Below are 14,467 nucleotides of genomic sequence, written 5' to 3' on the forward strand. Positions count from 1 at the left end.
CTAGACGGTGGGTGAGGCTGGTGTTTGTTGTTAAGTGGGCTGTTAGGTTAACTTAAGAACGTGCCAAAATCATAATTCCTGCCAGAGACGGGAAAGACCAGATTATTCGAGGGTTTTACCTTCGGGCGATTTTTGGCTCCACCCCGTAATAACGGACCTGAACGCCGGGTTAGCGCCCGGCAAAATTGAGCCGGGATGTTCGACATCCCAAACTTGGAGAGAACTGTGGATAGAGCCCAGAAAGAGAAAGTGGTCGAGGAACTCGGCCAAATCTTCGAAAGCTCTGGCGTCGTAGTGGTTGCCCACTACGTCGGTCTGACAGTTGCTGAAATGCAAGATCTGCGCGCGCGTGCACGCGATGCGGGTGGATCTGTGCGTGTTGCCAAAAACAGGCTCGCCAAAATCGCCCTTGAGGGTAAGACATGTGAAAGCATTTCTGACCTGCTGACAGGGATGACCGTTCTAACCTATTCTGAGGATCCCGTGGCAGCAGCCAAGGTAGCCGAAGACTTCGCCAAGGAGAACAAAAAGTTCGAAATCCTTGGCGGTGCAATGGGTGAAAACGCTCTGGATCGTGCTGGCGTTACCGCCGTGTCGAAAATGCCTTCGCGGGACGAGCTTATTGCTCAGATCGCAAGCTGCATTGGCGCACCGGCATCCAACATCGCTGGCGCAATTGGCGCACCTGCAAGCAACATCGCAAGCATCCTTTCGACCATCGAAGAGAAGGCGGAAGCTGCGTAAGCGGTTGGCACTGAATGACCGATGTGGGGCACGTGCCCTGACGTTGGAACACACACACTGTAAACGGAAAGAGCTGATACAATGGCTGATCTGAAAGCACTCGCAGAAAGCATCGTGGGTCTGACCCTGCTGGAAGCACAAGAACTGAAAACCATCCTGAAGGATGAGTACGGCATCGAGCCCGCAGCTGGCGGCGCAGTTGTCATGGCAGCCGCCGAAGGTGGCGCTGCTGAAGAAGAAAAAACCGAATTCGACGTCGTTCTGAAGAACGCCGGCGCTTCGAAAATCAACGTGATCAAAGAAGTTCGCGGCATCACCGGTCTTGGCCTGAAAGAAGCCAAAGAGCTGGTCGAAGCTGGCGGCAAGATCAAAGAAGGCGTGTCGAAAGACGAAGCCGAAGAAGTAAAAGGCAAGCTGGAAGCAGCTGGCGCCGAAGTAGAAGTGGCCTAAGCCGCTTGGTGGGAATTTCCCACCGCAAGAATTTGGCTGGGCCCGGAGAAATCCGGGTCCAGCCTAACCTGTCTTAGAAAAGGCTTTCGTGGAAAAGCGTTTTCTAAGGCAAGTTTGAAAGGATCGGGAGGCCGCCAATCGGGACGGTGGCCATGAATTGATCCAAACATGCTGTCTCGTATGGGCAAGGCGCCGGAGCCCGGCGGCGTCCTTGACCGGTGAGAAACTAAAAAGGTGACCTCAGACATGGCTCAATCGTTCCTTGGCCAGAAACGTCTTCGGAAATACTATGGCAAAATCCGCGAAGTGCTGGATATGCCTAACCTCATCGAGGTTCAGAAATCATCTTATGATCTCTTCCTGCGCTCTGGTGATGCGCTGCAGCCGCTTGACGGCGAAGGCATCATGGGTGTGTTTCAGTCAGTTTTCCCGATCAAAGATTTCAACGAAACTTCTGTATTGGAGTTCGTGAAATACGATCTGGAAAAACCCAAGTACGACGTCGAAGAGTGCATGCAGCGCGACATGACCTACAGCGCACCGCTGAAGGTGACGTTGCGTCTGATCGTGTTTGATATTGATGAAGATACCGGTGCCAAATCGGTCAAGGACATCAAAGAACAAGACGTGTTCATGGGCGACATGCCCCTGATGACGCCGAACGGCACATTTGTTGTGAACGGCACAGAGCGTGTAATCGTATCCCAGATGCACCGCTCGCCAGGCGTGTTCTTTGATCACGACAAGGGCAAAACGCATTCTTCGGGCAAATTGCTGTTTGCTTGCCGCATCATCCCGTACCGCGGCAGCTGGCTGGACTTTGAATTCGACGCCAAAGATATCGTGTACGCGCGTATCGACCGTCGTCGTAAGCTGCCTGTGACCACCCTGCTGTACGCACTGGGGCTGGACCAAGAAGCGATCATGGATGCCTATTATGACACCGTGTCCTTCAAGCTTGAAAAGAACAAAGGTTGGGTCACACCGTTCTTCCCGAACCGTGTTCGTGGCACACGACCGACTTATGATCTAGTTGACGCGGCAACAGGTGAAATCATTGCCGACGCTGGCAAGAAGGTTACACCGCGCGCTGTTAAAAAGCTGATCGACGAAGGCACAGTCACCGACTTGTTGGTTCCTTTTGAGCATATCGTTGGCAAATTTGTTGCCGAAGATCTGATCAATGAAGAAACTGGTGCCATCTATGTTGAAGCTGGTGATGAGCTGACGCTGGAGTATGACAAGGACGGCGATCTGATCGGCGGCACTGTCAAAGAGCTGATCGATGCTGGCGTGACCGAGATTCCCGTTCTCGACATCGACAACATCAATGTCGGCCCTTACATGCGCAACACCATGGCGATGGATAAAAACATGGGTCGCGACACCGCGCTTATGGACATCTACCGCGTCATGCGTCCGGGCGAGCCACCCACCGTCGAAGCGGCTTCGTCGCTGTTTGACACGTTGTTCTTCGATAGCGAACGCTATGACCTGTCCGCCGTTGGCCGGGTGAAAATGAACATGCGTCTGGCTCTGGATGCCGAAGATACTCAGCGGACCCTGCGCAAAGCAGACATCGTTGCCTGTATCAAAGCTCTGGTTATGCTGCGCGACGGCAAAGGCGACATCGACGACATTGACCACCTTGGCAACCGTCGTGTGCGTTCTGTTGGCGAACTGATGGAAAACCAGTACCGCGTTGGTCTGCTGCGCATGGAACGTGCGATCAAAGAGCGTATGTCCAGCGTCGAAATCGACACTGTGATGCCGCAGGATCTTATCAACGCCAAGCCAGCTGCTGCTGCTGTTCGCGAATTCTTCGGCTCATCGCAGCTGTCGCAGTTCATGGACCAAACCAACCCGCTGTCCGAAGTGACACACAAACGCCGTCTCTCGGCGCTTGGACCCGGTGGTTTGACTCGTGAGCGCGCTGGCTTTGAGGTACGTGACGTTCACGCCACGCACTATGGTCGTATGTGTCCGATTGAAACGCCCGAAGGTCCGAACATTGGTCTGATCAACTCGTTGGCCACCTTTGCACGCGTCAACAAGTACGGCTTTATCGAAACGCCTTACCGTGTTGTGACCGATGCCAAAGTGACTGATGAAGTTCACTATATGTCGGCCACCGAAGAAATGCGTCACACTGTGGCGCAGGCCAACGCGACGCTGGACGAAGATGGCAAGTTCATCAACGATCTGGTGTCTACACGTCAGTCCGGGGATTACACCTTGGCGCCACGTGAAAACGTTGACCTGATTGACGTTTCGCCAAAGCAGCTGGTCTCGGTCGCGGCCTCGTTGATTCCGTTCCTAGAAAATGACGATGCGAACCGGGCCTTGATGGGTTCGAACATGCAACGTCAGGCGGTTCCGCTGTTGCGGGCCGAAGCTCCGCTGGTTGGGACTGGCATCGAGGAAGTTGTTGCGCGCGATTCAGGCGCGGCGATCATGGCGAAACGTGCGGGTATCATCGACCAAGTTGATGCGCAGCGTATCGTTATTCGTGCGACGTCGGATCTGGAACTGGGTGACGCGGGTGTGGACATCTACCGCATGCGCAAATTCCAGCGTTCGAACCAGAACACCTGCATCAACCAGCGTCCGCTCGTGAAAGTAGGCGACACCGTCATGAAGGGCGAAGTTATCGCTGACGGTCCGTCGACTGATATGGGCGAACTGGCTCTGGGTAAAAACGTGGTTGTCGCGTTTATGCCTTGGAACGGTTACAACTACGAAGACTCCATTCTGATCTCGGAACGCATCGCGCGTGACGACGTGTTTACTTCGGTTCACATCGAAGAATTCGAAGTTGCTGCGCGTGACACGAAACTGGGTCCAGAAGAGATCACACGCGACATTCCAAACGTTGGTGAAGAAGCGCTGCGCAACCTCGACGAGGCTGGTATCGTTTATATCGGTGCGGATGTTGAGCCTGGCGATATTCTGGTTGGTAAGATCACCCCCAAAGGTGAATCGCCAATGACACCGGAAGAGAAGCTGCTGCGCGCCATCTTTGGTGAGAAAGCTTCGGATGTGCGCGATACGTCTATGCGCGTTAAGCCGGGTGACTTTGGTACTGTTGTCGAGGTCCGCGTCTTTAACCGTCACGGTGTTGAAAAAGACGAACGTGCGTTGCAGATCGAGCGTGAGGAAGTAGAACGCCTTGCCCGTGACCGCGACGATGAGATGGTGATCCTGGATCGCAACATCTACGCGCGTCTCAAAGGCATGGTGCTGGGACAAACAGCGGTAAAAGGCCCCAAAGGCGTTCGTCCGGGTTCCGAAATCACCGAAGATCTGCTGAGCACGTTGATCCGTGGCCAGTGGTGGCAGCTGGCTCTGGAAGATGAGCAAAGCGCACAGGTGGTCGAGGCTCTGAACGAGCAGTACGAAGTGCAAAAGCGCGCTTTGGATGCCCGTTTTGAGGACAAGGTCGAGAAAGTCCGCCGTGGTGATGACTTGCCACCGGGTGTGATGAAGATGGTCAAAGTATTCATCGCGGTGAAGCGTAAGCTGCAGCCGGGTGATAAAATGGCCGGTCGTCACGGGAACAAAGGTGTTATTTCCAAGGTTGTACCGATGGAAGACATGCCGTTCCTTGCCGATGGTACGCCGGTTGACTTCTGTCTGAACCCACTTGGTGTTCCATCGCGTATGAACGTTGGTCAGATTCTGGAAACCCACATGGGTTGGGCCGCACGCGGTCTGGGCATCAACGTTGATGAGGCTCTGCAGGAATACCGTCGTTCGGGTGATCTGACACCGGTTCGCGAAGCCATGAACCACGCCTATGGCGATGATGTGTATGCCGAAGGTTTGGCAGACATGTCCGAGGGTGAATTGGTCGAAGCAGCGGGTAACGTGACCCGTGGTGTGCCGATTGCAACGCCGGTCTTTGATGGTGCGAAAGAAGCTGACGTGAACGACGCCCTGATGCGGGCCGGGTTCTCGGAAAGCGGTCAGTCGCAGTTGTTCGACGGTCGTACAGGCGAAATGTTTGCCCGTCCGGTGACTGTTGGCATCAAGTACCTGCTGAAACTGCACCACCTGGTCGACGATAAGATCCACGCGCGTTCAACTGGTCCTTACTCGCTTGTCACACAGCAGCCGCTGGGTGGTAAGGCGCAGTTCGGTGGTCAGCGTTTCGGGGAGATGGAGGTCTGGGCTCTGGAAGCTTATGGCGCTGCATACACCCTGCAGGAAATGTTGACCGTCAAGTCGGATGACGTTGCAGGCCGGACCAAGGTCTATGAATCGATCGTCAAGGGCGAGGACAACTTTGAAGCGGGCATTCCAGAATCGTTTAACGTTCTGGTGAAAGAAGTCCGTGGCCTCGGTCTGAACATGGAACTCCTGGATGCGGAGGAAGAGTAGGGGCGGTCACGCCCCACACTCATCCCATCCCAATTTGTAAGGACGCAAAATGAACCAGGAACTGACGAATAACCCATTCAATCCGCTGACACCTCCAAAGGTGTTTGACGAGATCAAAGTCTCGCTGGCGTCGCCAGAGCGGATTCTGTCGTGGTCGTATGGCGAAATCAAAAAGCCAGAAACCATCAACTACCGGACGTTCAAACCCGAACGTGACGGTCTGTTCTGCGCGCGTATCTTTGGCCCGATCAAAGATTATGAATGCCTGTGCGGCAAATATAAGCGCATGAAATATCGCGGCGTTGTCTGCGAAAAATGTGGTGTCGAAGTCACTCTCCAGAAAGTGCGCCGCGAGCGTATGGGCCACATCGAGCTGGCCTCGCCCGTTGCACACATCTGGTTCCTGAAATCGCTGCCATCCCGCATCGGCCTGATGCTGGACATGACTCTGCGTGATCTGGAGCGGGTTCTGTACTTTGAGAACTACGTTGTGATCGAACCCGGTCTGACGGACCTCACCTACGGTCAGATGATGACCGAAGAAGAGTACATGGATGCCCAGGATGCATTCGGCATGGACGCTTTCACCGCCAATATTGGTGCCGAAGCGATCCGCGAAATGCTGGCCGCGATTGATCTGGAATCTGAGGCTGACCAGCTGCGTGCCGATCTGGCCGAAGCCACCGGTGAGCTGAAGCCTAAGAAGATCATCAAGCGCTTGAAAGTGGTTGAGAGCTTCTTGGAATCTGGCAACCGTCCTGAGTGGATGGTCATGACTGTCATTCCGGTCATTCCACCAGAACTGCGCCCACTGGTGCCTCTGGATGGCGGTCGTTTTGCGACCTCCGATCTGAACGACCTCTATCGTCGTGTGATCAACCGGAACAACCGTCTGAAGCGTCTGATCGAACTGCGCGCGCCTGACATCATCGTCCGTAACGAAAAGCGGATGTTGCAGGAATCTGTGGATGCGCTGTTTGACAACGGTCGTCGTGGTCGTGTCATCACCGGTGCCAACAAGCGTCCGTTGAAGTCGCTGTCCGACATGCTGAAAGGTAAGCAGGGTCGTTTCCGTCAGAACCTTTTGGGTAAGCGGGTCGATTTCTCTGGTCGTTCGGTGATTGTGACGGGTCCGGAACTCAAACTGCACCAATGTGGTTTGCCGAAGAAGATGGCGTTGGAACTGTTCAAGCCGTTCATCTATTCGCGTCTTGAAGCCAAAGGTCTGTCTTCGACTGTTAAGCAGGCGAAGAAGCTGGTTGAAAAAGAGCGCCCCGAAGTTTGGGATATCTTGGACGAAGTCATCCGCGAACACCCTGTCATGCTGAACCGGGCGCCTACGTTGCACCGTCTTGGTATTCAGGCGTTCGAACCCACGCTGATCGAAGGTAAAGCCATCCAGCTGCACCCGCTGGTCTGCTCGGCGTTTAACGCTGACTTTGATGGGGACCAGATGGCTGTTCACGTTCCGCTGAGCCTTGAGGCACAGTTGGAAGCGCGCGTTCTGATGATGTCCACGAACAACGTTCTGTCTCCTGCAAACGGTGCACCGATCATTGTTCCATCGCAGGATATGATCTTGGGTCTCTACTATGTGACTCTGGAACGCGAAGGTATGCCCGGCGAAGGTATGGTGTTCGGCTCGATCGAAGAAGTTCAGCACGCGCTGGATGCTGGTGTCGTTCACCTGCACACTAAGATCACCGCACGGATCACCCAGTACGACGACGAAGGCAATGCCGTTCCGACGCGCTTTGAAACTACACCAGGTCGTGTTCGTCTGGGCGCGCTTCTGCCGCAGAACGCCAAAGCTCCGTTTGAGCTGGTGAACCGTTTGCTGCGGAAGAAAGAAGTGCAGCAGGTCATCGACACCGTCTATCGCTATTGCGGTCAGAAAGAGTCGGTTATCTTCTGTGACCAGATCATGACCATGGGTTTCCGTGAGGCGTTCAAAGCTGGTATCTCGTTTGGTAAAGACGACATGCTGATCCCAGACACCAAATGGCCCATCGTGGACGAAACCCGCGATCAGGTGAAAGACTTTGAACAGCAGTACATGGACGGCCTGATCACTCAGGGTGAAAAGTACAACAAAGTTGTTGATGCCTGGTCGAAGTGTAACGACCGCGTAACTGATGCGATGATGGGGTCGATTTCGGCGTCTCAGCGTAATGAGGCGGGCGCTGAAATGGAACCGAACTCGGTTTACATGATGGCCCACTCTGGCGCGCGTGGTTCTGTTACGCAGATGAAACAGCTCGGCGGGATGCGCGGTCTGATGGCAAAGCCGAACGGCGACATCATCGAGACCCCGATTATCTCGAACTTTAAAGAAGGTCTGACCGTTCTCGAGTACTTTAACTCGACACACGGTGCCCGTAAGGGTCTGTCAGATACGGCTTTGAAAACAGCGAACTCGGGTTACCTGACGCGTCGTCTGGTTGACGTTGCACAGGATTGCATCGTTCGCATGCATGACTGTGGTACCGAAACCGCGATCACTGCAGAAGCGGCTGTAAACGATGGTGAAGTTGTTTCGTCGCTTGCAGAACGTGTTCTGGGTCGTGTGGCTGCGGATGACATTCTGCGTCCGGGCACTGACGAAGTTCTGATTGCTGCGGGCCAGTTGATCGACGAGCGGATGGCGGATCTTGTAGACGAAGCAGGCGTTGCGTCTACGCGGATCCGTTCGCCACTGACATGTGAGGCCGAAGAAGGCGTTTGCGCCATGTGCTATGGTCGTGACCTTGCACGCGGTACAATGGTCAACCAAGGTGAAGCTGTTGGTATTATCGCTGCTCAGTCGATCGGTGAACCCGGTACACAGCTGACAATGCGGACGTTCCACATTGGTGGTGTTGCTCAGGGTGGCCAGCAGTCCTTCCAGGAAGCGGGTCAAGACGGTGTGATCGTGTTCGAAAACCCACAAACTTTGGAAAACGCCGCAGGCGAGACCATGGTTATGGGCCGGAACATGAAGCTGGTCATCAACGACGAGCACGGTGAAGAGCGGGCCAGCCACAAGCTGGGTTATGGCTCCAAGCTGTTCGTCAAAGAAGGCCAGAACATTGCACGCGGCGACAAGCTGTTTGAATGGGACCCCTTCACGCTGCCGATCATCGCTGAGAAAGCCGGTCAGGTTAAGTATGTGGATCTGGTGTCAGGCATTGCTGTCCGTGATGAGACCGATGAAGCAACTGGTATGACACAGAAGATCGTGATCGATTGGCGCGCTGCCCCCAAAGGCAACGAGCTGAAACCAGAAATCCTGTTGGTTGGCGAAGATGGCGAACCTGTCCGTAATGATGCGGGCAATCCAGTTCACTATCCAATGTCGGTTGATGCGATTTTGTCGGTGGAAGAAAGCCAAGATGTTCAGGCTGGTGACATTGTTGCGCGTATCCCGCGCGAAGGCACCAAGACCAAAGACATTACAGGTGGTCTGCCGCGGGTTGCGGAATTGTTCGAAGCACGTCGTCCAAAAGATCACGCGATCATCGCAGAAATCGATGGTTATGTGCGCTTTGGCCGTGACTACAAGAACAAGCGCCGGATTTCGATCGAGCCAGCGGATGAATCGATGGAAACCGTGGAATACATGGTGCCAAAGGGTAAGCACATTCCTGTTCAGGAAGGTGATTTCATCCAGAAGGGTGAATACCTGATGGATGGTAACCCTGCGCCGCATGACATCCTTGGTATTATGGGTGTTGAAGCGCTGGCTGACTACATGATCGACGAAGTTCAGGACGTTTATCGTCTGCAGGGTGTTAAGATTAACGATAAACACATCGAGGTTATCGTTCGTCAGATGCTGCAGAAGTGGGAAATCCAAGACAGCGGTGACACCACCCTGCTCAAGGGCGAACACGTTGATAAACAGGAATTCGATGCGGCCTGTGAAAAGGCTCTGTCGAAGGGCGGACGTCCGGCGAAAGGCGAGCCAATCTTGCTCGGTATCACCAAAGCGTCGTTGCAGACTCGTTCGTTCATCTCGGCGGCATCGTTCCAGGAAACCACCCGTGTTCTTACCGAAGCTTCGGTTCAAGGTAAGAAAGACAAACTGGTTGGTCTCAAGGAAAACGTTATCGTTGGTCGCTTGATCCCAGCCGGTACCGGTGGTGCAACGCAGCAGATGCGTCGTGTTGCTCAGGACCGTGATAGTGTTGTGATCGAAACCCGTCGCGAAGAAGCCGAAGCTGCTGCAGCCTTGGCCGCACCTGTGATGGATGGTGATATTCTGGGTGAAGAATTCGACTCGTTGGTCGATACCCCAGAAAGCCGCGATTAAGATTGCGACATTGAATTTGAAAGGCCCCGTAGCATCCTGCTGCGGGGCCTTTTTCTTTTTGAGGCAGTCGCGGCTTGCCACGAGGATATGCGCACCGCATGGTTGTAGCTGATAGGCAGGACTTGCCTGAGGGTGTGATGATAAGAATGGACTTGCGCATATGACACCAAACACCCGCGGCGCGTTGTTGATGATGGCGAGCATGGCGGCATTTACCATCAACGATTCACTCATGAAGTTCGCAGGTGCGTCAGTTCCCTTGTTTCAGTTGGTAACCTTGCGTGGTGTGCTGGCGACTGTTCTTATTTTTCTGTTGGCCGTTCGTGTAGGTGGATTGCGGTTCAATATTCAAAAGCGCGACTGGGGTCTGATAGGGGTTCGCTGCTTGGGGGAGGTGGTGACTACCTACTTCTTTCTAACAGCTTTGTTGCACATGCCTTTGGCCAATCTGACCGCTGTCTTGCAGGCATTGCCGTTGACCGTCACGCTGGGGGCTGCGCTCTTTTTTGGCGAAAGAGTTGGCTGGAGGCGGATGGTCGCGATTTTGATCGGTTTTGGAGGAATGCTGCTTATCGTTCGGCCGGGTCCAGATGGTTTTAGTATCTATTCCCTTTATGCTGTTGCAGCTGTGATGATGGTGACATTGCGAGATCTGGTTACCCGACGGATGTCGCCAGATGTCCCTTCATTGACGGTGACATTGCTTACGGCGATTTCAGTTACGCTTGCGGCTGCATTGGCATCCATGTCTGTCACATGGGAGTCTGTCTCCGTTGGTACGGCGGGGGTGATCGCAAGTGCATCCATTTTTATTCTGATCGGGTATTTGTGCAGTGTAATGGTCATGCGCAGCGGTGACATCGCGTTTATTGCACCCTTTCGCTATACGAGTTTGGTGTGGGCTTTGATCTTGGGCTGGGTCATGTTTGGCGACTGGCCGGATGCGTTGACGATGACTGGGGCAGCTATTGTTGTTGCAACGGGGATTTTCACATTGTTCCGGGAAAGAGCGCTTGCGCGGGCAGCGCAATAGCGGGCTGGATGTAACGAGTTTGGTCCCGGTCGTGCCGTGTTCTAGATGAGTGCGGCGCTGTAGGGGCTGCACTGTTGACACCACCTGCGACTCCCCCTATACGCGCGTTATCTCGGCATAGGGGGGAACTCCGTCGTCGATTTCTATACTTAGTGGTCAAGATCCAGACACCTATCGTCTCGATCCTCTGATAACCCACCGCATCGTTCACCTCGGAATGGGAACGATCGCGGGTTTTGCGCTTGCGGGAACGTAAGTTGCAGAGAATTCGAACCGCACACCTTGGTGTGCATGAAATGTGTTGATGAGACGGGGAAAGAACCGGAATGCCAACGATCCAACAGCTGATCCGCAAGCCGCGGCAGCCGAAAGTAAAACGCTCGAAATCCATGCACCTGCAGGAATGTCCTCAGAAGCGTGGCGTTTGTACGCGCGTATATACCACCACACCTAAGAAGCCTAACTCCGCGATGCGGAAAGTTGCGAAGGTTCGCCTGACCAACGGTTTCGAAGTGATCTCCTATATCCCAGGTGAAAGCCACAACCTTCAGGAACACTCTGTGGTTCTGATCCGCGGCGGTCGTGTAAAAGACCTTCCGGGTGTCCGTTACCACATCCTGCGTGGTGTGTTGGATACCCAAGGCGTCAAAGACCGTAAGCAACGTCGTTCGAAGTACGGCGCGAAGCGTCCTAAGTAAGAAGGAGAGGCTGATATGTCACGTCGTCACGCCGCTGAAAAACGCGAAATTCTGCCCGACGCCAAATTTGGCGATCTGGTTCTGAGCAAATTCATGAACAACCTGATGATCGACGGTAAAAAGTCGGTCGCAGAACGTATTGTTTACAACGCGATGGATCGCGTTGAGAGCAAGATCAAACGCTCGCCGATCGAAGTTTTCCACGAAGCACTGGACAACATCCAGCCTTCCGTCGAAGTTCGTTCGCGCCGCGTTGGTGGTGCTACCTACCAGGTTCCCGTCGAAGTTCGCCCTGAGCGTCGTCAGGCCTTGGCTATTCGTTGGTTGATCAACGCTTCGCGTGCTCGCAACGAAAACACCATGGAAGAGCGCCTTGCTGGCGAGCTGCTGGACGCTGTTCAGTCGCGCGGTACCGCAGTTAAGAAACGCGAAGACACCCACAAAATGGCCGAAGCCAACAAAGCCTTCAGCCACTATCGTTGGTAATTTCCAGAGGACATTAGACCAATGGCACGCGAGTATACACTCAACCATTACCGTAACTTCGGTATTATGGCGCACATCGATGCAGGTAAAACTACCTGCTCCGAGCGCATCCTGTATTATACCGGCAAATCCCACAACATTGGTGAGGTGCACGATGGTGCAGCCACCATGGACTGGATGGAGCAGGAACAGGAACGCGGGATCACCATCACTTCGGCGGCGACCACCACATTCTGGGAACGCACCGAAGATGGCGAAACTTCGGATTCTGAAAAGCACCGCCTGAACATCATCGACACCCCCGGCCACGTTGACTTCACCATTGAAGTTGAGCGTTCGTTGGCGGTTCTCGATGGTGCCGTCTGTGTTCTTGACGCCAACGCCGGTGTTGAGCCTCAGACTGAAACTGTTTGGCGTCAGGCTGACCGTTACAAAGTTCCACGCATGGTTTTTGTCAACAAAATGGACAAAATCGGTGCGGACTTCTTTAACTGTGTGGCTATGGTCGAAGACCGTACCGGCTCACGTGCTGTACCTGTTGCGTTCCCGATCGGTGCCGAAACCGAGCTGGAAGGTCAAGTTGACCTCGTCACCATGGAAGAATGGCTGTGGCAGGGTGAAGACCTTGGTGCATCATGGATCAAAGCACCGATCCGTGACAGCCTGAAAGACCTGGCCGACGAATGGCGCGGTAAAATGGTTGAAGCGGCCGTCGAAATGGACGACGACGCGATGGAAGCTTACCTGGAAGGCGAAGAGCCTGACGTAGCGACCCTTCGCAAGTTGCTTCGCAAGGGTACTCTCGAGCTGGCATTCGTTCCAGTTTTGGGTGGTTCTGCGTTCAAAAACAAAGGTGTTCAGCCTCTGCTCAACGCCGTAATCGACTATCTGCCCAGCCCGCTGGACGTTGTTGATTACATGGGCTTCAAACCCGGCGATGAAACAGAAACTCGTGACATTGCGCGTCGTGCAGACGACGACATGGCGTTCTCGGGTCTGGCGTTCAAAATCATGAACGATCCCTTTGTTGGCTCGCTGACCTTCACGCGTGTCTACTCTGGCGTTCTGAACAAAGGTGACACACTGCTGAACTCGACCAAAGGTCGTAAAGAGCGTGTTGGCCGGATGATGATGATGCACTCGAATGACCGTGAAGAAATCACGGAAGCATTCGCGGGCGACATCATTGCGCTGGCTGGTCTGAAAGATACCACAACTGGTGACACCCTGTGTGCAACCAGCGATCCAGTGGTTCTGGAAACCATGACCTTCCCCGATCCGGTTATCGAAATCGCGGTTGAGCCTAAAACCAAGGCTGACCAAGAGAAGATGAGCCAAGGTCTGGGTCGTTTGGCTGCCGAGGATCCATCCTTCCGCGTCGAAACCGATATTGAATCGGGTCAGACCATCATGAAGGGCATGGGCGAACTTCACCTCGACATCCTGGTTGACCGTCTGAAGCGTGAATTCAAGGTTGAAGCGAACATTGGTGCGCCTCAGGTTGCGTATCGTGAGACCATCGGTCACGAAGTTGAGCACACCTACACCCACAAGAAACAGTCGGGTGGTTCTGGTCAGTTCGGCGAAGTGAAGATGATCATCTCGCCGACCGAGCCTGGCGAAGGTTACTCGTTTGAGTCGCGCATCGTTGGTGGGTCTATTCCTAAGGAATACATCCCCGGTGTTGAAAAAGGCATCAACTCGGTCATGGATAGCGGCCCATTGGCTGGCTTCCCTGTGATCGACTTCAAAGTTGCTTTGATCGACGGTAAGTTCCACGATGTTGACTCCAGCGTTCTGGCCTTTGAAATCGCAGCACGTATGTGCATGCGTGAAGGTATGCGCAAAGCGGGTGCAAAACTGCTCGAGCCGATCATGAAAGTCGAAGTGATCACACCAGAAGAATACACTGGTGGTATCATTGGCGATCTGACGTCTCGTCGGGGTCAGGTGTCCGGTCAGGAAGCACGCGGCCACGCAATCGCAATCGATGCGTTTGTACCGCTGGCGAACATGTTCGGCTACATCAACACCCTGCGTTCCATGAGCTCGGGCCGTGCCCAGTTCTCGATGCAGTTTGATCACTACGATCCGGTTCCGGGTAACATCTCGGAAGAGATCCAAGCGAAATTCGCGTAAGCGACAGAAATTAGCAGGATGTGCGGGCGCCGCACATCCTCTACATGTTTAAAGGAGGCCACCATGGCTAAGGAAAAGTTTGAACGCAATAAACCTCACGTCAACATCGGCACAATCGGCCACGTTGACCACGGTAAGACCACGCTGACCGCAGCGATCACCAAATACTTTGGTGACTTCAAAGCCTACGACCAGATCGACGGAGCACCCGAAGAAAAAGCCCGCGGCATCACCATCTCAACAGCG

At 54.0% G+C, this 14,467-nt stretch carries 9 protein-coding genes; all 9 read left to right on the top strand.

Annotated elements, in window-relative coordinates; genetic code table 11:
* Nucleotides 1–225 precede the first annotated feature (225 nt).
* Nucleotides 226–744: a 50S ribosomal protein L10 gene (gene rplJ / locus ABWV33_RS16750; protein WP_113823783.1), complete on the top strand. Its 519-nt coding sequence runs from the start codon at nt 226–228 to the stop codon at nt 742–744.
* A gap of 81 nt (nt 745–825) precedes the next feature.
* Nucleotides 826–1,194 carry a 50S ribosomal protein L7/L12 gene (rplL, locus tag ABWV33_RS16755; RefSeq protein WP_113823754.1) on the top strand — a complete coding sequence of 123 codons (369 nt, stop codon included), beginning with the start codon at nt 826–828 and terminating at the stop codon, nt 1,192–1,194.
* Nucleotides 1,195–1,440: 246 nt separating this feature from the next.
* On the top strand, nt 1,441–5,574 hold the full coding sequence (gene rpoB, locus ABWV33_RS16760; protein WP_164618931.1) for a DNA-directed RNA polymerase subunit beta: 4,134 nt from the start codon (nt 1,441–1,443) through the stop codon (nt 5,572–5,574).
* Nucleotides 5,575–5,623: 49 nt separating this feature from the next.
* Complete coding sequence (gene rpoC, locus ABWV33_RS16765; RefSeq protein WP_353332343.1) at nt 5,624–9,865, top strand: DNA-directed RNA polymerase subunit beta'; 4,242 nt, start codon at nt 5,624–5,626, stop codon at nt 9,863–9,865.
* Between the two features lie 160 nt (nt 9,866–10,025).
* The gene (locus ABWV33_RS16770; protein ID WP_353332345.1) at nt 10,026–10,898 is read left to right on the top strand and encodes a DMT family transporter; all 873 of its coding nucleotides are present in this window, start codon (nt 10,026–10,028) and stop codon (nt 10,896–10,898) included.
* A gap of 326 nt (nt 10,899–11,224) precedes the next feature.
* Nucleotides 11,225–11,596 carry a 30S ribosomal protein S12 gene (gene rpsL, locus ABWV33_RS16775; RefSeq protein ID WP_007118826.1) on the top strand — a complete coding sequence of 124 codons (372 nt, stop codon included), beginning with the start codon at nt 11,225–11,227 and terminating at the stop codon, nt 11,594–11,596.
* Between the two features lie 15 nt (nt 11,597–11,611).
* Nucleotides 11,612–12,082 (top strand): 30S ribosomal protein S7, encoded by a 471-nt coding sequence (rpsG, locus tag ABWV33_RS16780; RefSeq protein WP_113823758.1) that lies wholly within the window; start codon nt 11,612–11,614, stop codon nt 12,080–12,082.
* A 21-nt stretch (nt 12,083–12,103) separates the two neighbouring features.
* Nucleotides 12,104–14,221: an elongation factor G gene (fusA, locus tag ABWV33_RS16785; RefSeq protein ID WP_113823759.1), complete on the top strand. Its 2,118-nt coding sequence runs from the start codon at nt 12,104–12,106 to the stop codon at nt 14,219–14,221.
* 63 nt (nt 14,222–14,284) lie between these two features.
* A partial coding sequence (locus tag ABWV33_RS16790) for a GTP-binding protein (RefSeq protein ID WP_353332348.1) occupies nt 14,285–14,467 on the top strand: 183 nt, incomplete at its 3' end.

The organism is Phaeobacter sp. NW0010-22, from assembly GCF_040365955.1.
Taxonomy (GTDB): Bacteria; Pseudomonadota; Alphaproteobacteria; order Rhodobacterales; family Rhodobacteraceae; genus OMPR01.